Source organism: Parapedobacter pyrenivorans, from assembly GCF_014636865.1.
Classification (GTDB): Bacteria; Bacteroidota; Bacteroidia; order Sphingobacteriales; family Sphingobacteriaceae; genus Parapedobacter; species Parapedobacter pyrenivorans.
This window is the reverse complement of sequence record NZ_BMER01000004.1, coordinates 1-22,860: the sequence shown is the minus strand read 5'-3', so window position 1 is coordinate 22,860 and position 22,860 is coordinate 1. Positions and strand designations below refer to the sequence as shown.

The window sequence follows — 22,860 nt, the reverse complement described above, 5'->3', positions numbered from 1 at the left end:
CACAGGATGAGTATACAGCCAAAAATGGTGTATCTAATCATCAATGCCTTTGCTGTCTAAAATATGCTGATAGTATTTTTCAATCCGCGCTTCTCGTGTTTTGGTTTGTTTGGCTTGGTTGAAATAAAATAGATATCCTTTTTGCCTTCCGGGTGTTAACGAATAGAACGCAGTGCGTAATGCGTTATCCTCATCTAACGCGAGCTGAAATTCTCGGGGAACGGGATAATCAGCGACTTTTTTCATTTTCACTTTCTTTCCCGATTTTTCAATCTCAATCGCTTCTTTAATGTAATCTTTAATCAGGGATCCCTGCGCTATAATTTGTTCGACATGGGTAAATCTCATTTGTCTTGCCGACTGTACATTTTCGGTTTGCTGGATTAAAACATCTTTTGAATCCGTTATCAATGCTCCTTTATGAAACAACAATGCACAGTACTCCTTAAATCCGTGAATAAGCACAATATTTTTTCCTTCAAAAGTGTAGCAGGGATGCATCCATTTATAATCTTCTTCCAGTGATTGATTTTCACGGACAATTTCTCGCAATAAATGAAATTCGTCCTTCCATTGATTGGCCGCCTCGAAAAAGTGTTCTGCTTGTGCATTCATAATGTACAAACTTAGCTAAATTCTTTTTATATGCGACGCGATTATATTAGACCGCTATTTCCTACCTTTAACCTACAATATGGAAAATATCACACCAACGTATATACACTATACGGCATATGAACCTGATCATCCTCCTATCAAGGCTGCCGTCCTATTGTTGCATGGCATGCAGGAACATAGCGGAAGGTATGAAGGTTTTGCAAATTATTTGAAGGAGCAAGGTTATGCCGTGCTCACATATGACCATATTGGACATGGGCGCACGGCCAAAACCAACGAACAATTGGGATTCTTCGACAGGAATCATCCCGACAACCGCTTGGTTAACGACGCTGAACGGATGACTTATGCCCTGTCGCAACGCTTTCCGGGTGGGAAACTGATCTTGATGGGGCATTCCATGGGGTCGTTTGTTGCCCGCCTATTATTAAAGAAGGCCGCTCACCTGTTTGATGGTGCAATTCTGATAGGGACTGGCGGACCGAACCCAATGGCGGCCTTGTTTCGCCCGGTGTTATGCCTAGCCAATCGAATCGCACCGGCAAAACGCAGTAAATGGCTCAATGCGCTCTTCTCAAAAATCAATAACCAAAAATTCAAACATGAAAATCCGAATGACGGCACAAATTGGTTGAGTGTCAGTACGGCAAATAGAAAATCATTCCTGAATGATGAGCTGTGTGGAGTGGATTTCAGCAACAATGCGTTCTTTGGCCTTCTCGCCCTCAATGTCGAGGCAACCCGATCGAGTTGGGCTAAAAGCATCCCTCAACGTATGCCATTGCTCTTTGTAAGCGGAGCAGAAGACCCTATCGGTGATTTCGGCAAAGGCGTGGAAAAGGTCGTACAGGAATTGCAGGATGGTGGCTTTGAGCGGGTCGAGCTAAAGATCTATCCCAACATGCGCCATGAGGTACTAAACGAGGACAATCGGCAACTGGTTTTCGATGATATATTCGAGTGGCTGGAGAGGACCCTTTCTTAAATGTCATCATTCGACAACCGCTACCCCACTCCGCCCTTGTTGCAGCTTAGTTACCTTAATTTGCACCGGTATCCGCTCGGTCATTTCCTGAACGTGGGAGATAACACCAACTTTGCGGCCTTGGTTGTGCAGCCGCTCTAATGCATCCATCGCAATATTGAGTGTATCGGGATCGAGCGAGCCGAAACCTTCGTCAATAAATAAGGATTCTACATTCATTCGGTTGGCCGACAAGGAAGCCAATCCCAGCGCCAATGCCAATGATACGAGGAAGGATTCACCCCCGGAAAGGGAATACACCGTACGTACTTCATCACCCATGTCTTGATCAATCACCTGTAAACCCAATGTATTCGGTATCCGTTGCAGGCAATAGCGCTTGGACAATACTTCCAAATGAACATTGGCGTAGGTAAGCAATACATCAAGCGTATACTCTTGCGCTACCTGCCTAAATTTCTTACCATCGGCAGAACCTATGATTTCGTTCAGCTTGGACCAGTTTTCCACGATGGTCGCCTGTGCCTGTATGGTAGCCAACAAATCGCCCAACTGTCGCTTGTTGGCTTCGTGTTGCTTTAATTGAAAGCCGATTTCGCTGTGATCCTGTTGGGATGCTAACCTACTGGTTTGAAGCGCCGCTACTTGTTCGCTAAGCACATCCGGTGATTGGTCCGACGGTTGCTTTTTTTTGTGCTGTGCGAGTACGCGCATGCGTTCATCCAATACAGATGTAGCTTGGGTAATGCCATGTTCGATTGCTGAAAGTGCTGCCCGCTCTTCGGCAATCCATGCTACCGGATGGGCAAGTAAAGCTTGTAGCCCATCCCGATCTAGTGTATCTTGCTGCTTAGCATTGTATTCCGTAAGCCATTGTTCGATTTTTCCAGACAGCTCGCCTCTCCGCTTTTCCAGCCGAGCGATTTCGCGCTCAATTTCCATGGCCGTCACGTTAGCACGGGCCCTGTCCGTTTGCAGACGCTCTTGCTGCTGCTTTTGGCTATTCAATTGCTCCTGTGCCTCAACGACCTGCTGCTTTAGCTGGGCTTCTATTACTCCAACAGCCTCACCAGCGAAAATGGATTGACGGCTTTTGCTTAGTGTTTGGTAAATGGCTTGTTTACCGGCAAGATCGCGTCTGGATTGGGCGGCATCAGCGGCAAGCGTGTGTTCTTCGTTTTGGAGTCCGGCGATGGTAGCCTGCAATACGTCGAGCTTATTACGGTCACGCGCTAATACCTCGGTTACTTGTTCCCATTCGTCGGCAAAGGTATTGATGCTTTCCAGAAAGGCATCAGGTTGACTTTTCCAATTGGCGATCCATAGGTCGTCCGGGAAGTAGGCTTGCAAGGAGTTTAGGCTTTGTCCCAAGCGATTCGCGTTGGCCGATTGTTCGGATTGGACGAGTGTGAGACGCTCGTTAAGTGTTTGGAGGATATGTGCTGAATCCTTAAGTTCATCGAGCATCGCGGTGTGTTCGGATTGCAGGTGTTGCCACGCTTGCCGGACGGTCTCACGGCGCGACTGTACCGTCTGATAATGCTCGAGCTGTCGGGCAATGGTATCCTGCTTGGCCTTTGCATGGGTGAGCTGCTCGGCCAACCAAGCTTCCCGCTCTTCGGCTGCGATACCTGAGCAGGCTTGACTGACGACGAGCGTCTCCCAATCATTCATAAAGACCCGGAGCTCGGCATGCTTGATCTGAATATCGCGTTCGATCGCGGTGATGGTTTGTGCGAATAGCGTGGCAGATTGTGACAATTGGCTATAGCTGGACAGGTGGTCGTTATAGCTCATTTCTAACGTATCATGGGCTTTCTTCAATTCATCCAGCACTTGGTTGAGTTGCGGATTTTCATGAACATACCGATGTGTTTCGCTGCCGCACACCGGGCAGGGTTGCCCGTCTACCAATCCCGCACGTAGGGCTTCTACATTTTCAGATGCGGCGAGCATAGCTTTCGCTAACATCGCCGCCGAGGCTTTGCGCTGTTCGGTGACCGCTTGGAGCGCCGTGACTGCGGCCGCAAGCGCTGCGTCGTTATCAGCTAGTTCCTTTTGCGTATGCACTGCTTTTTCTGAAAGCGCGCTGATGTCTTGCTGAGTCTTATAAACCTGCCTCCAGGCATCGGTTGCATTACGGATGTCTTCAACCATGGCGCTTAATGCCTTGTTTTCTTCGTGCAATTGTTCGATGGAATGCGCAGACAGCTCCCTTTGCAACGCTTCAAGTTGTCTTTTGGCCTCACTCACTTCCTTTGTGAGATTTCCGGAACGTTGCGTGAAGTGCGTATGCTCCGTGGTCTTTTCCTTGATTGCTGTCTCGTATCGAATGGCGGTCTTTGAGGCGGTTTCAATTGCTTCCAGCTGCATACGAGCATCGTCAAGTTTAGTGACGATACGGGTACGGTTCTCGGCTACTGGCTGGCGGTTGAAATGTTTTTCCTTCCATTCCTGCAGCTTTTCGATCTGCTGAGCTAATGACTCGGCCTCGTGGCGGTGTTGTAAAAGGTGCTTTTGGCTGGCCTCCCTTTTTGCTTCGCGGATATCCAATTGTTGCTGCGCAGCGGCGATTTCAACTTCAGTGGCCTGCAGCTGGACATCCAGCTTTTTCGCTTGGTCCAAAAGAGGCTTGGCTTCCTCCTCGTTGACAGTTTGACTGGCAAGGTGTTCGATGGCTTCGATCACCGTTGCCTCGATCTCGGCGACCCTGTCGGCCAGTAGCAGCCCTTGGGCCTGGGTTTTAGTCAGTGCTTCCTGCCGCTGGGCGAATAGATCGGTAGCGTCGCGCAGTGCATCTATCCATGTGTGAGTGGATTGTACCTGCTCTACCTGCTGCAGGTATTTTTCGCGGTCGCCAGCCTGTTCCTTTTCGATGATGCGTGCTTGTTGCATTTGGTGGGCCTGGGCAACATGATCTTGATGATTGCTCAGGTCTTCATGCCATTTGATTTCTTTGACGACGGCATCGATCCGAGCGTTGAGCTCGTCGAGGTTTTTTGCTAATGTGGCTTCCTGTTCCTTTAGGTTGGCTAACTCTTCGATGGTGAGTATAGCAATCCCCTCCTGACGCTGTTGGAGGAATTTGAGTTGCTGATCTTCTTCGCGATGCCGTTCGAACACCTTTTTGGACAATGCGGAATAGATGTTGGTACCGGTCAGTTTTTCGAGCAGCGATGCTTTCTGATCCTTATCAGCCTTAAGGAAGGCCGTAAAATCGCCCTGTGCCAGCAGCACAGAACGTGTAAACTGATCGTAATTGAGCCCTACCAACCTGGTGATTTCGGGTAGCAGCTCAGTTTTTCGACCACCGATATCACTATCGGCAGTGAGATTCTTCAACGTTGTATTGGCCTGCTGTAGGCTACCTTCTATCCTATTCCGTGCACGGCGCACACTCCAATTGGCGCGGTAGTGTTGACCGTCGATGCCGACGAAATCGACTTCGGCATACCCCTCGGCAGTGCCATCGCGCAGCATAGCGCGCACATCACTTTGATTGATCGTGCTGCCCTGCACGTCTGCTAGTTCAATGCCGATTTCGCGGGCTTGCGCATAACGCGGGGTTTTGGCGTAAAGTGCCAGACACAGTGCATCGAGAATGGTCGATTTGCCAGCGCCGGTAGGACCGGTAATGGCGAAGATACCGGTGGAGCGCAACGGCTCCCGCGTAAAGTCGATCTCCGTGCTGCCTTCCAGCGAGGCAAGATTCCGGATGCGGATGGCCAATATCTTCATGCCTTATCCTCCGAATTTTCGTAAACCTGCTGAGCCACGCCGTTGAACAGTGCCATCAATTCCGCGGGTACCGCACTGGCATATTTTGCCTGATATATCTTGGTGAAGACATCGATTGGTTGCAATGATTGGAGCTCATCGGGTGAAACGGCCTGCCCGTGCATTGTGGGGTACTGCTGTATGGGATATCTCGTATCGATACGAGCGAGGCGGACATGTTTATCGGCGATGGCTTGCTCTACTTTATGCCGGAGACCGGGTTCCGGCGCATCCAACAAGACAGACACCTGTAAATAAGGTGCTGTGGATCGATTTTTCCCGACGGCTGTGGGCAATTGCCGTAATGCAACCAGTACTTCCTCCATGCGGCTGTGCACGGATGGCACTTTGAGCAGTGGCGTGGAAATAGGTACTTCAATAGGTCGGAGCTGGGTAATATGACTACCTTCAACCGTAAAGAGGACGACCTGATGCTTGTAGTTGATCTCCGAAAATGACATAGGTAGTGGGCTACCGCAATACCGGATATGTTCCTTACCCCCAAGCCGCTGCGCCTTATGGATATGCCCCAAGGCAACGTAGGCGATGTCTTCGGGAAACGCCGATGCGGCAATGCACTCGACCCCACCCATGATAAGCCGTTCGGCCTTGTCCATGTCTGAGATCTCGGCATGGCGGGCATGCAGATGTCCCATCGCAATGATGGCTTGCCCCGGTTCCTGTTTGGTTTTGGCCGCGTTATATAGGTTCTGGTAAAGCAGGGCAACGCCCTCGGCGTAGGGGTTATCGCAATCGGTTAGAACGGGATAGTCGCCCAAACGCAGAAACGGAACGGCCAAGCACCAGGCTTTGATATTCCCATCTTTAATGAGCGGGATAATGAGTTTGCTGGCGTCCACATTTCCCTGCTCATCTTTCGCCACCATACCAACGATGTTGATGTTGAACGATTCGAGTAATGGTCTCGGTGCCTCCAGCCGCGAGGCGGAGTCGTGGTTGCCAGCGGTGACAACAATCTGGATATCCGGGCATATTTTGACCGCCTGGCTGAGGAAGGTATAAAATTGCCGGGTGGTAGCAGCGGATGGGTTGGATAGATCGAACACATCGCCGCTAATGAGCAAGACATCTACTTCTTCCTGCTGCAACGTCTGCACCAACCAATCCAGGAATTGCTGGTGCTCAAAGGTGCGTTCGTATTCATGGAAGAGCTGGCCTAGATGCCAATCGGCGGTGTGTAGGATGTTCATTCGTGCCTTATGATACGTTAATGCTGTTCAACTAATTGCTAATTCTCATGATATCATGAAAGAGAAAGAAACCGGATTATTGAAGTCGGATCCTGCCAAAAATAGGGAATTAATTCCAAGGGGAAATGTAAATTTCAAACTCCAAGTAAAATCCACACGCTTGAAGAACCTGTGGATAAAACGATCCAGAGGACGATGAAAAATGCAGGCATATATGTTTGATTGCGTGTAAAAAGCAGGAGATTAATAAACGAGAATATTTGTATAATTGTACGACTCTAAAATCATTCACTATGGAATGGATCAGCGACCCGCAAATCTGGATTTCCTTTTTGACGCTTACCGTTTTGGAAATTGTTCTTGGAATTGACAATATTGTTTTTATTTCCATCCAAAGTGGGAAATTACCAGCTGAACAACAGAAGAAAGCCCGTCAATTAGGGTTGCTCTTAGCCCTCGTGATGCGTGTTGGTCTCTTGTTTTCTATCAGTTGGATAATGGGGCTCACGAAACCATTCCTTAATCTAGGTGACACCTTGGGTATAACCCACCCTGCTTGGCAAAGGTACCTTTCGTTATCTGGGAGGGATTTGATCTTATTTATCGGCGGTTTGTTCCTGATCTATAAGGCAACAACTGAAATACACCATAAGGTAGAAGGTCACGTCGAATCATCGTCCAAAAGAAATAAACCCGTTACCTTCGGAAACGTAATTTTACAAATAATCATCCTGGATTTGGTGTTTTCACTTGACTCCGTAATCACGGCTGTTGGGATGGTTGATCAGATCGGCGTGATGATCGCCGCCGTTATCGTTGCGGTGGCAATAATGCTTGTATCGGCGGAAAGCATTTCCAAATTCGTTAATGATTACCCGTCTGTAAAAATGTTGGCCTTGGCATTTCTGTTACTTATCGGTGTTTCACTTACTGCGGAAGCATTTGATCAGCATATCCCGAAAGGCTATATCTATTTTTCAATGGCGTTTGCTGTACTTGTGGAATTCTTGAATATCAGGTCGGAAAAGAAAGCGATAAAAAATCTGGAAGAAAACAAAACCTAGCGGCTATTTTTTTCGCGGGCCACAATTGCCTGCCCAATGGCGTTTACCTCTTCATCCAGCCCGAAAAGCGGGATTCCCGACTCAGGATCGAGTTTCAGCCATTGACTCTCCGTGTCCCTTTGTATTTGAAGGTATTCAATCCCCTCTTTATAAATGGTATATACTCCCTCCTCTTCTGGAAAAACAGAATAGGTATAGTCAAAAATTTCAATATCAAATGGCGCTAACATGTGTGGTAATTTTAATTGCTAAAGATAGTGAATTTATGCGTATCTTGGATTTCGTCATCGTTTATTCAATTGATACATTGATTTCCAAATCCAACATACTACCTTTACATTCAGAATAACACAACATGAATAAAGAATCTTTTTTTGTCAAGGGCGAAGAGCTATTGCAGAAGATCAAGGATATCGTTGCCGAAGGCAATGTCCGAAAAATCATCCTTTCCGATAAATCAGGCAAGGAGATCATGAGTTTCCCCGTTACGGTGGGCGTTGTCGGCCTTTTGCTGGCCCCGCTCCTTGCCGCTATCGGAGCCGCCGCTGCCCTGCTAACCGAGTGTACGATCACCGTGGAACGAGATGAAGACACGGATTTGAAGTCATAAGGAAGCGCCTTTGGCATGACAGCTAGCATGACACTCGACGTTATCTATCAGGACGAATACCTGATTGCGGTTAATAAACCTCCAGGACTACTGGTGCACCGGTCTTTGATCGCAAACGACGTGTCGCTGTTTGCACTCCAGCTGTTGCGCGATCAGATCGGAAGGCCCGTCTATCCTGCCCACAGACTAGACAGGAAAACCAGTGGCACACTGCTGTTTTCGCTCGATAAAACCAGCGACAGCAAAATGCAGCAATTATTTGCCGTTAGGCAGATACAGAAGACATACCTAGCGATACTACGCGGATACTCGCCGGAAAAAGGTGAAATCGATTACCCGTTAAAAAAGGAAAACGGTAGCATGCAGGATGCGCTGACACGGTTTATGACCATTGCAACAGCCGAAATAGCGCTTCCCGCCGGTAAGCATCAGACCTCACGCTACTCACTCGTGAAAGCCCGACCAGAAACTGGCCGAATGCATCAGTTACGGCGTCATTTCGCCCACATCCTCCACCCGATTATTGGCGACAGACCCCACGGTTGCAACAAACAGAACAAGCTCTGGAAGCAAACGTTTAACATGGATACCATGCTATTGCATGCAAGTAGCCTGTGCTTCAAACATCCCATTACCGGATCGGACGTGGTGATAACGGCGCCACTGCTCCCCGAGTTCAGACGGGCCATGTCAATCTTGGACTTACACCTAAGGGATGATTATCGTTAGCGACCTCACGCGCTGCTAGGCATAGATCTCCTCCATTTTTTCTACCAATGCCTGGGCAACCGGAAGTGCCGAAGCCGGGTTTTGACCAGTTATTAAAAACCCGTCTGTCGTTACATATGGTGTGAATGGGACGATGGCATGACCGAATTGTACACCTTGTTCCTTTAGCCAGTCGGTCAGACTGAAAGGCACATCGTGGTGTCTTTTCAACAAAGCCTCCTCCGTATCGGTAAAACAGGTCACCCGCAGTCCTTTGAGCGCGTTTGGGCGAAGCTCGACAAACTTGACCAGTGCCGCCACGCCGTGCCCCACCATGGCAACTGGCTTTCCCTCAAGAAAACACTGGTATAGTAGCCTGCCGATCTGCTTACTCGATGCGATGTCCCACATTGCGCCGTGGCCGTCGGCAATGTAGACTGCGTCATACATCGAAACATCGACCTCATCGATCCGCCAAGTGTTACCCAGCTCGAGTTGCGACAGGTAGTCATCGCGAAAAACCGTCGCATTTTCACTGGCATCTTGCGTTTCCTCACTCAACGGATCAATCGGTGGCCGCCCTCCTTCTGGACTGGCCACTGTAACTTCATATCCCTGCCCCACAAACGTATAATAGGCATCGCTAAATGTGCTCAACCACAGTCCCGTTTTACGGTCGCTACCGGCCAGTGTACCACGAGAGGTTAGTATTATCAATAATTTCTTCATTTGTGCGCGTTGTTAACTTTATCCCGTTAACGTCAAAAAGGATGCAATATTGGGGTAGCCAGCTTAGATTTCACATTAATTAACATTGCCATGAGAATCCATTAACCTACTGCCGCTAAGGCAGTCGTCTCCATGCCAAACTTTCAGTTCGTCCCCTTATCGTCAATCTTATTTTTACGTCCATACAGGAGCAGCCTTTTAAACGCATAGATGGTTGGGAACCTTTTAAACGTTTTCTCAATCCGGCTTTTATACGCGGTGATAAATTGTTGCTTTTCACGCTCCGACAATTTTTCCATGTAGGGAATCAAGGCAGAACCAGCGATAAAATCAACCAACTCTTTGGGATGATTGGCGATAATCGGATAGATTTTTTGTATGATTTGAATTTCTTTTAATTTGCCGGCAAACATGATCTGGGCGTAGTCGTCGATACTCAACATGGATGATTCTCTTTTCCAACCACCTAAGAATTCGGCAAAGGGGCTTTCCTGTACCAAATCCAATAAGATTTGATTGAGAAGATTTTCCTTTTGTACCGGCATTTGTACGGCAAACTGCCCCGTATCACTTAGCAGCGCGATTAACCTCGGGAATAATTCCTCATGGTTTTCGGACCATTGCAGCGCGGCGTTGCTAAAAATAAGGTCCCATTTTTGCGGCGCTCCAGCATCGATCAGTTCCTCCACGGTAGCTAACTTAAAACTCAACTTGCTGCTCTCCAGTTCCTTGCTTTTTGAAAGCATTTCCCGTGAAGGGTCAATCCCCAAAAAAAAGGCCTGATTAAATTTTTTTGATAAGATGCTAGTCTGTTCTCCGGTACCGCATCCGATATCGATGCCGTTCTTCAAACTATCTCCGGAAATAAATTCCGTCATATCAAAAAAGGGCTGATACCTGATGTTCTTAAACTGATTATACGTATCTGGATTCCAAGGCATAATCACATACTCCGGCTCATTAACCGTGTGGTTTGATTTCTCCTAAATGCGCTACTTCCTTTACATCAAATGGAGTTTCTTGGTAAACGAAATAGTTCAGCCAATTGTTGAACAGTAGATTCGCATGGCTGGCCCAGCGGACAACAGGCGGTTGATTGGGATCATTTCCGGTGTAATAGTGCTTTGGCACGTCGATCGAAGCTCCTTGCTCCGCGTCCCTCCTATATTCTTCATGGAGGGTCAATGGTGCATATTCCGAATGCCCGGTCAAATAAAATTCCCGACCTCCCCTTGAAGTGATGATAGCCATGCCTGCTTCTTCAGATTTAGCCAGGACATCAACCTCTTCTATGCCTACTAAATCCACATCTGCAAGCGTGGTATGGCGGCTATGCGGAATATAGAACTCATCATCGAATCCACGAAACAATGGATGTCGCTTATCGACCGCAGTGTGCTTAAAAACACCGAACAGTTTCGCATCCAAGGGAACTTTCTTAACATTATAAAAATGATACAACGCCGCTTGGGAAGCCCAACAGATATACAGGGTGGATGTAACGTGCGTTCTTGCCCAATCAAAAATCATTTTGATTTCATCCCAGTACGAAACGTCCTCAAATTCCAGCTTCTCCACGGGTGCACCGGTAATAATCATTCCGTCGTAAAAGTTCTCCGTAACTTCCCTAAAACCCTTATAGAACAATTCCAGATGCTCCAACGGTGTGTTTTTCGGAGTATGGGTATCCAACCGCAGAAATTCAACCTCAACCTGCAAAGGGTTGTTGGAGAGCAATCGGATAAAATCAGTCTCCGTTGAAATTTTCAACGGCATCAAATTTAGGATAATGACCCGCATCGGACGAATGTCCTGCGTATTAGCCCGCAAGTCATCCATCACAAATATATTCTCTTTTTTGAGTTGGGCAATCGCTGGAAGATTATCTGGTATCTTTACTGGCATTCTTTCTCGCACCTTGATCTGAGCCTACAAAAATAAGGAGAATTTTGGGGTTTTGTCGCTTTTTTTGGGTTGACCTGTCTTATTTACCCCTTTTGATTGTCGCATTTGTCACCGTATAATTCAAAGAATGTGTCCTATTTTTGACTTTGAACTGAAGGACAAACTCAAAAAACTAAAATGATGGATACTCCCTTATCACAGCAGTTAAATATTATCATTCCTGCCTACAGGATGCATACGCAGACCTTTATGAATGTATTGGATGGTATATCAGAAGCCGACGCGTCAAAAAGAATAGCGGGTCGAACCAATCATGTAATCTGGATAGCGGGCAACTTTGTAAATATGCGCTATGGCCTAGCCCGTGTATTAGGCGCTGACGAAAAGGATCCGCATGACGATTTATTCTTCCAGGGCAAATCGTTGGACGAAAGTTTCAACTATCCTACACTAGCGGAGCTTAAAGCAAATTTTCATAAAATATCACCACTTGCATACGGGGCGCTCCTAACGATTAACGATGCACGGTTGAATGCACAATTTCCACTAAACATGGAGATATCCTTTTTTCAGGAAACCGTACTCAACTTTATTGGCATGTGTATAGGTAGGGAAGATTACCTCTGTGGCCAGCTAGGTTTGATGCGCAGGATACTGGATTATCCGGGCGTGAAATACGATGTGGATGACCACATAAAATATTAAGGCGATGGTGCAATGGCTTCCTGATTGACTGCCTGGCTGATCTTATGCAGCTTTACTACCCCATCATCGCCCTTATTGTATACAGCGACCGGTTGATAGCGGGTCGTATCGAAATGTGGCGGCTCCAGATCAAGTAAATCTGGGATTGGCTTTCCTGATTCGAAGAAATAAGCCGTGGTTATACTGCCGTAATCATTATGGGGTAACAGGTTGCCACATCCGATATAGTCTGCGCCAATCGTATCAGCGACGCTGAAGGCATAAACCCGGATAATCCCCCCTTTATTTTGTTCATTCCGGACAAAAGCAACTTCTTCGAAGCCTCCGATCAAATCACTGGGGCCGCGATTGCCCAACAGGTCCCAAACGGAGAGCACACAGAGAACTGCAATAATCAACCCAAGGAGCCACTTCCGATATCGTTTAACCATGATTATGCGAAATTAAGAAAATGAGAGCAAGATTGGTAAGATAAGAAGGCATGCAATGCTATAAATGTACTTCTTATTTAATACTTTTGGCCGTAATCTTGGAAACCTATAGAACGTCGGTACCATTTATGAAATATTATTGCGTCGTGCTTTTCCTTTTTGTTGCCCAAGCGATATGTCAAGCACAAGATGAAAGAAAGGAAGTGGTCACTTTTGAAGATGCTTATAAGCGGGTATATCACGTTACGAAACTTCATGGGGAACGGCCCGTAGTAGATGGAAAACTGGATGAAGACATTTGGGAACATAAAGGAGCATGGTCCGAAAAATTCTCACAGGTTATCCCTTTCGAACGTGCGCACACCGTGTCATGGACACGTATGAAAATATTCTATGACGACGAAAACATTTATGTAGGCGTTTACTGTAGAGATGAACATCCGGAGACCATGAATGCATTCGTTGGAAACCGGGATGACAACAGCAACGGCGACCTGATCAGCATTGCGTTTGATACTTATCACGATTACCGTGTAGCTCCAGAATTCAACATCAACCTCGGCGGAAACAAAACGGAACTGACGGTTACGGACAAGCTTTCCGTAAATCTGAGTTGGAATGCGGTTTGGGAAGGACGTACCCACATCAACGTATCGGATTCATGCTGGACAGCCGAGCTCCGCATCCCATTCAGCCAGCTCAGGTATAACCAAAAAAATACGGATGGGATATGGGGATTGCATGTAAGACGCATTATCCGTAGAAATAACGAAGTCCAGAATTGGAGTTTGATTCCGATAAAGAACAACGGGCACGTTTTTTCTTTCGGCGAAATGCATGGCATGACCGATTTGCCGAAACCCAAGGGAATTGAGTTCCTACCCTATGTAATGGGTAAGCATATCAATGAGCCCAAGATACCCCATAGCCCCTTTCAGCAAGGGAGCAAATGGCAAGGAAATGCGGGGATGGATGCTAAATTCGCACTAAAGGATTTTACACTTGATGTAACCGTCAATCCAGACTATGGCCAGGTAGAGCTCGATCCATCGGTGATGAACCTCTCTGCATATGAAGTTTTCTATGATGAAAAAAGGCCCTTCTTTCTTGAAGGTAAGCATATTCTGGAGTTTGACAATATTGAAGACGGCATGATGTTTTATAGCCGTAGGATCGGCGCCATGCCTTCTTACCGCCCTCATGGCATAGACAATATCGAAAACTACGCGAGTACCCCTCAATTTATCCCCATCATCGGTGCCCTGAAATTGACGGGAACAAATAGAAAAGGTGTCACAATCGGGTTGTTGGAAAGCGTTACTGCGCAAACTTCCTCGAAGGTGATGCGTAATGGGATACACGATCGTGAAGTAACGGAACCCCTTACCAATTATACGGTGGCGAGGGTACAGAAAAACTGGGAAGGAAATACCTTACTGGGAGGCATGGTTACGGCTGTAAACCGTTACCTAACCAAACCGCATCTACGGGATGCCCTGGTTGAAAATGCGTTTACCGCGGGAGTAGACCTTACCCATTATTTTGCGAACCGACTTTACTATGTAGATGCAAAGGGAATGGTGAGTTCGTTGCATGGCTCTCCGGAGGCGTTGTTAAAAACCAAAATGAATGCGACGCACTATTTCCATCGGGAATCAGGAGCCGGTTACCTGAATCTCAGTCCTGATATGCGCGCCTTACAGGGTACGGGTGGCTACCTAAAGATTGGAAAGAAAGGAAATGCACAATGGAATTTCTCGCAGACGTTCAGTTGGGCATCTCCAGGTTTTGATCTTAACGACGTGGGGTATATGAGACAGTCGGATTATATGCTGAATGAATCAGAAATAGCATTCCGAAAAACGGATCCATGGGGCCCTTTCCGATTTGCAGGAATTAACCTGACCCAGAAAAATGTCTGGAACTATGGCGGCGACGCGATGAACAACGACGTGGCAATACGCTGGCGGAGCTTAAGTATCAAACATCGCGTGGAAATGGACGTGAAGGAAACATTCAGCTGGAATACGGTGGATAGCCGCCGATTAAGAGGCGGACCGGATATACGCTATCATTCAAATTTTGAGACCAACGTGAATTTAAGTACCGACCGGGCTAGAAGAGTGGTCCTTAAACTTCAGTATGACGGCAGGCATTATTTAAATGAGGAAACAGGATACAATCAGCTGCACCCAAGTATGATTTTCAGGCTAGGGAATCATATCCGTTTGACCGGACAATTGGATTACGCCTGGAACAAGGATAACTTGCAATACGTGAGCAGTATTGTACCCGCAGACGATGCCGAAGGTAAAACCGAGTATGTAATGGGACGAATGAAGCAGGAGACGTATGGCGTAACGTTGAATATGCAAGTCAATGTTACGCCTGATATTTCTATTCAATATTACGGTTCGCCGTTTACATCGGTAGCAACCTATGACCGGTTTAAGCTGGCGGCAGATACCCGCTCGCATACGTATTCCAATCGCTTCAATGAGTTTGCCAGTGATGAAATCAGCTACAATAACGGGCAATATGTTGTAGGTAATGGTGAACGATCTTTCAAGGATCCGGATTTTAGTTTTAATGAGCTCCGTTCTAATTTGGTAGCCCGTTGGGAATACCTACCGGGTTCAACACTTTACCTCGTATGGGAACACAGGCGGTCCAATCAGGACGATATTTACCATCCCGGCTGGGGGGCAAATCTGGATAAAATGTTTGGGCTGTTTGCTACCGATACATTTATGATGAAAATCAATTACTGGTTTAATTTATGAAAAAAGGCAGTTACGTGGCCCATGACCTTGCATTCCGCTCTGTGTTAATCGTTATCCGATTTGTAGCCAGTTTCCAGTTCGGCCACCCGTTTTTCCACAGACTCCATGATATCCGCTAAATTGGCTATGGCATCCTTGATTTGGTTGTCGGGCATTTTCCGCTCCAAACGTTTCATTCGCAGGGCCAATTCCTCAAGCTGTTCATGTAATCCCTGAATATCAACAGGCTGCCGCTGCTCCTTTTTCTTGAAAATCGGTACGAGGGCAATAATTAAAGCAATGATGCCAATGGCAAAAGCGAGGTAAGCAATCATGGTATTTTCTTTTTCAGGGTTTTCATTCCGATCGGTAAGTTCCTCGGGATTGGTTGGTTGTACTTGGGTGGGGACGATCAACGATGATAGCGTAGTGTCCATAATAGTATCCTCCAGCGGTACTTCATCGTTTAGATCAATTAAGCGTTCGGTGTGGGAGACGTAACTTTCATAACCGGCAAGTTGCTTCCGATAACCCTTTCCCGGCCGCTCAAAGATATCGGCAAAAACTTGATTTCGCAAGGCAACCAACCCAGCATCATCAGTAGCGCTCAGAGACCGCCAGCTATTGTACCATCGCTCGATTCCCGCAATGGGCTTCATGGCTAACTGCTGTGTGAAACAGTCGTAATCCAGTGTCTCACAGGATATCCTAAAACTGGTATCCTGCGAAACCACCTTGTCCGTCGCCAGAAAATTAATTGTTTCACGGATTAACTCATATTTAGCCTGCTCCGCTGGCTCCTGTGCGAGGGCATTCCAAACCGACGCAGCCATACCAAAAATAATCAACAAACTTCTCCGCATATGCTTGATTTAACTACCAACCACCTATAAACTGCTAAAATAGTATAAAATGGGCAGTAACTGCTCTTTTTTTATTTATGCATGCCTTCAGTAATCTCAATGAGCCGTTTTCGATGTAATCGTTTCGCTAACTCGCCTTAAAATGCGGATTGTAAATCAGCCCGACGATGTTATCCCATGGGTCTCTCACTTTAGCCACTTGGATACCACCGCCGACATCCTTAGGCGATTCATATTCGGAAGCTCCTAACTTCACAAAGCGGGCGACCTCGCCGTTGATGTCGACGACACCCCAATACGCGACCACACTCTCCGTTTTGGTCGCTGTTGCTACCTGCGGTTGAAGACCCAACTCAAAGCCGCCGATGTCAAATCCGACATAAAAAGGCTCGTCGAAATACGGCTGCTTTCCAAATGCTTCGGCATACCAACGTTTGGCGGCGGCGATATCACCCACCTGGTAAATGGCGGTCCGAAGACCTAAGATTTTGTTTTCCATATTATTCTGACTGATGCGATTATACCTTTTCAGGCTTCCTATGCACTGGCTAAACTAAGGTTATTTTAGCAAACACCGTATTCAAGACAACTAATTTGATTAGAAGTTTCCGCATTTTGGTAAATTCGCGACATGAAAACAAAAAGCGCCGCTCAACTATCCCTGCTTCTTGTGCTGCTAATGACCTTGGTCTCTTCATGTGTTAAGGATCCCGTAGATAAAGTTCCTGACCGGGAATTATTTATTGAAACGGACGCCTCATACGGGCCTGACAGCAGGCAGCGTATGACGGTGGCATTGCCGGAAGGGCGCGATGAAAAAACCCCTATTGTGATATTGATTCACGGCGGAGCATGGATAGCTGGAGATAAAACGGACTTGGCGGGCATGCAGCAAGTATTGCTGCAAAACCAAATCGGTTCGATAAGTATTAATTACCGTTTTGTGTCTGAAAACCATCATTTTGAGGGGTTAATGGAGGATGTCGGACTGGCACTAGCGGCTGTTAAGGCCAACGCTGAGGAATGGGGTATCCGTACAACGCATTATCAGTTACTTGGGGCAAGTGCCGGTGCACATATGGCCTTGCTGTACGCTTACGGTTTTCAACGGGAAAACGAGGTCTCTGCTGTTATTTCAGTGGCAGGCCCCACTGCATTTCCAGATGAATTTCTGGCTGTTGCAGCCCTGGGCCCATTGAAGGTTCCTATCGAAGCTATGGCCGGTGCGCCGATAGCAACACCTTATTCCCCACGCTTTTCTGCTGCTGGCCCAATCAGTTACCTAACTGATGCCGTACCTACCTTGCTGATCCATGGTACGGCAGACACTACGGTGCCCTACGCGTTGTCGACAGCCTTGGAAGAAGCGTTGGAAAATAATGGAAAAACCGTACAGCTCATCACCTTGGACGGTGTCGGTCACGACTTTTTGGTCGACCCTACGGCGGTATCAGAAGTCGTCAACCATGCATTAGCTTGGATAAATACCTATGAATAGTGGTTTGTAGCAACTTAAAAATCCGCGCTCTGCAAAAAATCTTCTAAATCAAGGTTTTTGTCCAATCCGAATTTTTGTTTTAACCGATACTTAAACATCCGTACGCTTTGCGGTTCTACATGAAGCAGCTGTGCAATTTGTTTTGTTGTCATTTTCAAGTATAGGTAGGCGCAATATTTCAGATCGAGTGATGTCAGCCGCTGTGAAGCCTTTTCGCTAAGGTGGCTAAAGAAGTTGGGATGCAATTCCTGTATTTGCGTTTTGATATCTTCAAAATCGGCACGCATTAATAATTCTTCCTTAAGTAGCTTTTGTATATTTCCAGTATCCCCTTCCTGGATTTTATCCTGAATTTGCCTGAACATATCGTTCTTATGCGCAATGATCAACGAGTTTGTAAGGGTTTCTTTTTCCAATTGTTGGCGTTTCATTTCCAGTAACTCTTGCTCCGCTTTTAGTCGTGCTTGTTCTTCTTTTTCCAACTGAATTTGGATGGTCATGCGGCGCTCTCCTTCCTCCATTTCTTGTTGGATCTTTTTTTCACGCTCAATGGAATATCTTAGTTTGAAATGATAAGACAAAAACATAAAAACAAGTGCAAAAACAAGTGCAGCTGCAATTCCACCATACAGATAATTTTGGCTCTTCTGAAACGCAGCGCGAGCATTGAGCAACGTCAACTGTTGGTCTTTCTTTTCCGTTTCGTATTGTATCTCCAGTTTCTGCGCATTCAACAATTGCTGTTCATCAAAAGACTTCTTTAATAATTCTTCTGCTTTTTGTTGATAGACTAATGCCGATTTAAGCTTGTCTTTTTTTCTTGAAATATCCGCTAGTTCCTTATTAACCAGGTATTCGAGCTTGAAGTAATTTCCCCCGTCGCTTGCGAGCTGGCCGAGCCCCTGCAAAAGGTACCGCTCGGCGAGTGAAACGTTTCCTTCCAATTTGGCGAAGCCGCTTTTGATACCGAGTACATTGATCCACTTATCAGCCGATGCCACTTTACTATTAAGTTTCTCTTCAGCAAGCGCAAGATAGTCAAAGGCCTTTTGTTTGCGTTCGGCTACTCCAGTGCCATCAAAATCAAGATAATAATTAGCCAGATTGATGCAGGTGATAACCAACGTGTTTCCACTTACTTTTCCCGGGTGCTTTTGATAGATCGCAAATGCATTGTTCAAATAATGGTAACTACTATCCAAAAAATTGAGCCGATGCGTTTTTCGATATCGGGCCAAATACATGCTGGAAATACCATTGTTTGCATTGGCCTGTAGATTGGGACTTTGCGCCCGAACGGCATATGCTGCGCACGTCCGGATATATTTTTCCATCTTTTCTTCGGCATCCCATTTACTATAGGCACTATATAACAGGTAATTGAGGTTATATGTAGTGATGAGGTCATCATCATCCCCTTCCAGGTATTTAAGTCCTGTAAGCGCATCTTTTACGACGGAATCTGGAAGGTTCAGTATATTATTTAGGTAAGCTTTGGCCCGGTACGCAACGGCTTTTGACGTGTTTCTTTTTGCTTTTCTGGCGTTTTCAAAACTGAGGTCAAGGTACTTCTTTCCGATTAGAAGACTATCCATCGAAACATACAACCCACTTTGATAAGCATACAAATAAGAAAGATCATCGGGTGAAGCCGTTCTACCAATGGCCGTTTTAAGTACGCTTATCGCTCCTTCTGTATTATTCTGCAATTGTAATTGATCTACACGCTCAAGTGTGGCACCTGTAAAATCAGCGTTATGCTGTGCGCTTAAGGATGGGCACAATAAAAGAAAAAGCAGCGATAGCACGATGTCGGTTAGACTCATATAACTTGTTTACCTACTCAACAAAATAATAAAAAAATTTCCGTCCACACGAAAGGTATGAGACTAAAGATTTGATGTAGATACTTTATATATGCAATAAATCAGCGTGGTAGATGCTTTGTAACGGACATTTCTCATGTTCTCTGAAGATTTCTGACCAATTTTACATCGAGCTTCTAAACGCATAAAATATGAACTCACACATGCAATCGGTACTAGGTTATTTGGGGCTCCTGTGGCTGGTGGCCTATTTTTTTGGGAAAGACGAAAGAGACGATACAAGCCGATACCATTTGAAACAAGGGTTTGGTTTACTGATACTTGGTGCGTTGTGTAATTCATTCGCACTAATCGCTGGATTGATATCAATAAATGTGGCCGCGATATTGATCAGTGTCGGCTTCGCGTTTTTAATTTTTTCAGTATTAGGTATTATACATGTTATTAATAAGGTAAGAAAGCCGTTGCCGTTGATTGGAAAGCTTTTTGAAAATCGATTCAATTTTATCTAACACTCGCAAATTAATAATTAAAATCATGCAAAATTTACAATTCAAGCCTTTTGCAAAAGAATATCTTATAGCAGGTCTACGAGAGAAATTTCCACAATATAAAATCCAAACTGGTATGGGAACATTACAAGTGCGGACAAGTGGCTTCACAATTACCGGTAATGTCGCCATTAAGTGCAAACCCGAGCAAGGCAAGATTACCACATCGACAAATTTAGATATGGCTTTTGTTTATCTGTTCTTCATGTTACCGTTGGGAATCTATATACTTGCGAAGCAAGCGCGAACAAAACAGTTTGAAAGCGAAGTTGTCGCTGGATTGAAACAGCTGCTTGAACCGTTGGATTAATTGCTTTATATGTCGTCCAAAAAGATCTTGGTTATTATTTTTACAGCAGTTTGTCTGGGGATCACATTGTTCGTATTATTCCTTTATATATCGATAAAAACCAAATCAACACGTATTGACCGCTACGAGCCATTCAAGGAATGGATTGGGAAAACTGTGGAATTAAACCGTCCATCTGTCCTTTTCTGTGAACGACTACCCTTCAATGACAACTACCCCAACGTACTGTTGGATAGTTTGCATCCAAACTGGCAATATGTCGACGAGCAAGCAAACTTGTCGGAGCCCGATTTGGTAAAAATCATTGCCTTTCCCAAGGGGGTCGCATTTACCATTCAAAAAGCCGTGATGTATACCAATGGTGTTTCTGGTTCATCCACTCCCATCGTGTTTGGTACGATCACTCACGGTGCAGAAGTCTATCAGGTAGGGTACCAATGGGGTGAACAGGATATAGGCAAATCTTTTGACAAAATCAAGGAATCCTGGCGTTTTCACCAAGCGCCTTGGCAATCAATTGAGGACACCAACTACTACGCCTTGCCACGTGCAGAATTCTGGTAGTCCTAGGTATCGTGCGTTAACTCAATCATAATCAAAAGCATAAGATAAGGCAAAACCGTGGTTGTTGCCAAGTACAGGGTGATTGAATCCAACGCTGTATTGATAAACCAGCCGGAGTTGTTCAACCGGATAAAAGCCCAACAAGAAATTGACAGAGGAATTAGTCCTGTAGCCGGCCCCTATCTCAAACCTATTTTTTAGCGCTGCAGACACATTGGCATCGATCTGGACAGGAGCGCCTTTTTCATATTTCACCAGCAAGCTTGGCGTAATCATATTCTCCTTGTAAAGGTCGGTAAAAAAACGGTACCCGAAATAGCCGTAAATGGGTGTCGAAAGATTCAGATTATCCCGCGAGGCGAAGCGATTACCTAACAAGTTGGGTATGGATAATCCCAAATAAAAACCCACTCGGTTATATAAAACGCCTGCTCCAATTACCGGAATAGTTTCGGAGAGATTGTTTGCAAACTCAGGATCGCCTTCGACGCCCAGCTCCAACAGATTTTCGTGGAGTCGCTGCACGCCCGCAGTCATGCCAAAAGAAAAAACGTTCTGGTCGTAGACAGCCCAGTATGGTCGGTTTTGCTGATGATCAAAATAAATCTTATAGGAGTAGGCTAATGTCGCGGTGGTTGCAGAAGCCACGCCAATCCGGTCGTCAAGGATCGTGGCGCCCACTCCCATTTTATCGTTGGCTAGCGGCGTGTGGAAGCTCAAAGCGGAGCTGCTGGGGGTGCCTTCAATATAACGGGTGTAGCGGTTGTGATTGAAACTGATCACCGAACCTTTGGCCATACCGGAGTAGGCCGGATTAATGAGGAACGGGTCATAGTGATAAGCTGCAAAAAGCGGTGTTTGCTGGCCGGAGGAAAACCGAGGTATCCAAAGTACCACGATGGCAAGAAAGATAGGATATGTTCCGAATTTCATATTAACGTTTGATAACCAACATGCCCTCGATCTTCTTTAACGTGTTGTCTTCTTTGTATTCGATCACAAAGAAATACGTTCCAGCGGGCAGTATTCCGCCTCCGAGCCGGGTAAGCTTATTTGCCTTTCCGTCAAATACCTTGGATTGGTTGTCGTAATCTTTTAAGAAGAAGACCAAATCGCCCCATCTGCTGAAAACGGCTACCGAATTTTCGGGATGGCGCTCAATGCCATCGATTTGCCAGTTGTCATTGATGCCGTCGCCGTTGGGGGAAATTCCATATTTAGTCCGTTGGATACGCGTGTCTGGAATAATGAGGAAACGCAGTTCGCTGCAACTCGTTGCTTCGCCTGCGGCATTGAACGGGATAACCCGGATGTAGTAGGGTGTGTTTTCTTTGAAATCGATCTTGGGGTGGTAAGTAGTGCCGACCACGATGTCAGCGTCTACTAGGTCGGATCCACTGGGTGTTGTACCGATAGCGACGTAGTAACCTTCTGCACCTTCCACGGCAGTCCAAGCAATCCCATCATTTAGTGATATGCTGCTTTCGCCGTCTCGTGGGCGAATGATGGTCGTGCATTCCGGTGCAACCAAAAGTGTAGTGGTGGTAAAGCTGATTTCTATGCAGCCGTCTGCTTCCCCGGCGGCATTGTATGGCACCACGGTAACATAGTAGGTCGTGTTTTCTTCCCAGTCGGTCGCGTGGTTGTATGTCGTACCGTTTACTTCCTCCCCATCTACCACATTCGTACCTCCGGCGGTGGTACCGATGGAAATGCGATAGCCATCGGCACCATCCGCGACCG

22 protein-coding genes are annotated in these 22,860 nt (G+C 46.2%); 9 read left to right on the top strand and 13 right to left on the bottom strand.

Going from position 1 to position 22,860, the window contains the following annotated elements:
• Positions 1-33: 33 nt before the first annotated feature.
• The gene (locus tag IEV98_RS17085; RefSeq protein WP_188507248.1) at positions 34-615 is read right to left on the bottom strand and encodes a YdeI/OmpD-associated family protein; all 582 of its coding nucleotides are present in this window, start codon (positions 613-615) and stop codon (positions 34-36) included.
• Positions 616-694: 79 nt separating this feature from the next.
• Between IEV98_RS17085 and IEV98_RS17080 the strand changes: the two genes are divergently transcribed.
• Entirely contained in the window at positions 695-1,603 is a 909-nt protein-coding gene (locus IEV98_RS17080; RefSeq protein ID WP_188507247.1) for an alpha/beta fold hydrolase, read from the top strand.
• Between the two features lie 6 nt (positions 1,604-1,609).
• Here the strand turns inward: IEV98_RS17080 and IEV98_RS17075 are convergent, their stop codons facing one another.
• Both IEV98_RS17075 and IEV98_RS17070 read right to left on the bottom strand, forming a co-directional pair.
• Positions 1,610-5,341 carry an AAA family ATPase gene (locus IEV98_RS17075; protein ID WP_188507246.1) on the bottom strand — a complete coding sequence of 1,244 codons (3,732 nt, stop codon included), beginning with the start codon at positions 5,339-5,341 and terminating at the stop codon, positions 1,610-1,612.
• Positions 5,338-6,591: an exonuclease SbcCD subunit D gene (locus IEV98_RS17070; protein WP_188507245.1), complete on the bottom strand. Its 1,254-nt coding sequence runs from the start codon at positions 6,589-6,591 to the stop codon at positions 5,338-5,340. Before IEV98_RS17070 ends, IEV98_RS17075 begins: the two co-directional genes overlap by 4 nt.
• Positions 6,592-6,884: 293 nt before the next feature.
• Between IEV98_RS17070 and IEV98_RS17065 the strand changes: the two genes are divergently transcribed.
• A complete protein-coding gene (locus IEV98_RS17065) occupies positions 6,885-7,655 on the top strand; it encodes a TerC family protein (protein ID WP_188507244.1) in 771 nt (256 codons plus the stop codon).
• Here the strand turns inward: IEV98_RS17065 and IEV98_RS17060 are convergent.
• Positions 7,652-7,885 (bottom strand): hypothetical protein, encoded by a 234-nt coding sequence (locus IEV98_RS17060; RefSeq protein WP_188507243.1) that lies wholly within the window; start codon positions 7,883-7,885, stop codon positions 7,652-7,654. The two genes, IEV98_RS17065 and IEV98_RS17060, sit on opposite strands and share 4 nt — an antisense overlap.
• 125 nt (positions 7,886-8,010) lie before the next feature.
• Between IEV98_RS17060 and IEV98_RS17055 the strand changes: the two genes are divergently transcribed.
• Together IEV98_RS17055 and IEV98_RS17050 are read left to right on the top strand one after the other, a co-directional pair.
• A complete protein-coding gene (locus IEV98_RS17055) occupies positions 8,011-8,265 on the top strand; it encodes a DUF4342 domain-containing protein (protein WP_188507242.1) in 255 nt (84 codons plus the stop codon).
• 15 nt (positions 8,266-8,280) lie between these two features.
• Positions 8,281-8,994, top strand: a complete 714-nt coding sequence (locus IEV98_RS17050; protein ID WP_229738810.1) for a pseudouridine synthase — start codon at positions 8,281-8,283, stop codon at positions 8,992-8,994.
• A gap of 15 nt (positions 8,995-9,009) precedes the next feature.
• Here the strand turns inward: IEV98_RS17050 and IEV98_RS17045 are convergent, their stop codons facing one another.
• The 3 genes from IEV98_RS17045 to metA all read right to left on the bottom strand — a co-directional run bounded on the left by IEV98_RS17045 (position 9,010) and on the right by metA (position 11,607).
• On the bottom strand, positions 9,010-9,702 hold the full coding sequence (locus tag IEV98_RS17045; RefSeq protein WP_188507241.1) for a type 1 glutamine amidotransferase domain-containing protein: 693 nt from the start codon (positions 9,700-9,702) through the stop codon (positions 9,010-9,012).
• A gap of 143 nt (positions 9,703-9,845) precedes the next feature.
• Entirely contained in the window at positions 9,846-10,580 is a 735-nt protein-coding gene (locus IEV98_RS17040; RefSeq protein ID WP_229738809.1) for a methyltransferase domain-containing protein, read from the bottom strand.
• 82 nt (positions 10,581-10,662) lie between these two features.
• Positions 10,663-11,607, bottom strand: coding sequence for a homoserine O-acetyltransferase MetA (gene metA / locus IEV98_RS17035; protein WP_188507239.1), 945 nt, complete (start codon positions 11,605-11,607; stop codon positions 10,663-10,665).
• A gap of 177 nt (positions 11,608-11,784) precedes the next feature.
• Between metA and IEV98_RS17030 the strand changes: the two genes are divergently transcribed.
• Positions 11,785-12,312 (top strand): DinB family protein, encoded by a 528-nt coding sequence (locus IEV98_RS17030; RefSeq protein WP_229738808.1) that lies wholly within the window; start codon positions 11,785-11,787, stop codon positions 12,310-12,312.
• On the opposite strand, the gene IEV98_RS17025 is transcribed toward IEV98_RS17030, so the two are convergent.
• Positions 12,309-12,743, bottom strand: coding sequence for a hypothetical protein (locus IEV98_RS17025; protein WP_188507238.1), 435 nt, complete (start codon positions 12,741-12,743; stop codon positions 12,309-12,311). The two genes, IEV98_RS17030 and IEV98_RS17025, sit on opposite strands and share 4 nt — an antisense overlap.
• Before the next feature lie 128 nt (positions 12,744-12,871).
• Here IEV98_RS17025 and IEV98_RS17020 point away from each other — a divergent pair, with 128 nt between their 5' ends.
• Entirely contained in the window at positions 12,872-15,526 is a 2,655-nt protein-coding gene (locus IEV98_RS17020; RefSeq protein ID WP_188507237.1) for a DUF5916 domain-containing protein, read from the top strand.
• A 44-nt stretch (positions 15,527-15,570) separates the two neighbouring features.
• Here IEV98_RS17020 and IEV98_RS17015 read toward each other — a convergent pair whose 3' ends face one another.
• Both IEV98_RS17015 and IEV98_RS17010 read right to left on the bottom strand, forming a co-directional pair.
• Positions 15,571-16,368 carry a hypothetical protein gene (locus IEV98_RS17015; RefSeq protein WP_188507236.1) on the bottom strand — a complete coding sequence of 266 codons (798 nt, stop codon included), beginning with the start codon at positions 16,366-16,368 and terminating at the stop codon, positions 15,571-15,573.
• A 127-nt stretch (positions 16,369-16,495) separates the two neighbouring features.
• Positions 16,496-16,867, bottom strand: coding sequence for a VOC family protein (locus IEV98_RS17010; RefSeq protein ID WP_188507235.1), 372 nt, complete (start codon positions 16,865-16,867; stop codon positions 16,496-16,498).
• Positions 16,868-16,999: 132 nt separating this feature from the next.
• On the opposite strand from IEV98_RS17010, the gene IEV98_RS17005 reads away from it, so the two are divergent.
• The gene (locus IEV98_RS17005) at positions 17,000-17,866 is read left to right on the top strand and encodes an alpha/beta hydrolase (RefSeq protein WP_188507234.1); all 867 of its coding nucleotides are present in this window, start codon (positions 17,000-17,002) and stop codon (positions 17,864-17,866) included.
• Positions 17,867-17,880: 14 nt separating this feature from the next.
• On the opposite strand, the gene IEV98_RS17000 is transcribed toward IEV98_RS17005, so the two are convergent.
• On the bottom strand, positions 17,881-19,692 hold the full coding sequence (locus IEV98_RS17000; RefSeq protein ID WP_188507233.1) for a helix-turn-helix transcriptional regulator: 1,812 nt from the start codon (positions 19,690-19,692) through the stop codon (positions 17,881-17,883).
• Between the two features lie 537 nt (positions 19,693-20,229).
• Here IEV98_RS17000 and IEV98_RS16995 point away from each other — a divergent pair.
• Positions 20,230-20,553, top strand: a complete 324-nt coding sequence (locus IEV98_RS16995) for a hypothetical protein (RefSeq protein WP_188507232.1) — start codon at positions 20,230-20,232, stop codon at positions 20,551-20,553.
• A gap of 156 nt (positions 20,554-20,709) precedes the next feature.
• Positions 20,710-21,117: a hypothetical protein gene (locus IEV98_RS16990; protein WP_229738807.1), complete on the top strand. Its 408-nt coding sequence runs from the start codon at positions 20,710-20,712 to the stop codon at positions 21,115-21,117.
• A gap of 21 nt (positions 21,118-21,138) precedes the next feature.
• On the opposite strand, the gene IEV98_RS16985 is transcribed toward IEV98_RS16990, so the two are convergent.
• The gene (locus tag IEV98_RS16985; protein ID WP_188507230.1) at positions 21,139-22,050 is read right to left on the bottom strand and encodes a PorP/SprF family type IX secretion system membrane protein; all 912 of its coding nucleotides are present in this window, start codon (positions 22,048-22,050) and stop codon (positions 21,139-21,141) included.
• A gap of 1 nt (position 22,051) precedes the next feature.
• A partial coding sequence (locus IEV98_RS16980) for a T9SS type B sorting domain-containing protein (RefSeq protein ID WP_188507229.1) occupies positions 22,052-22,860 on the bottom strand: 809 nt, incomplete at its 5' end.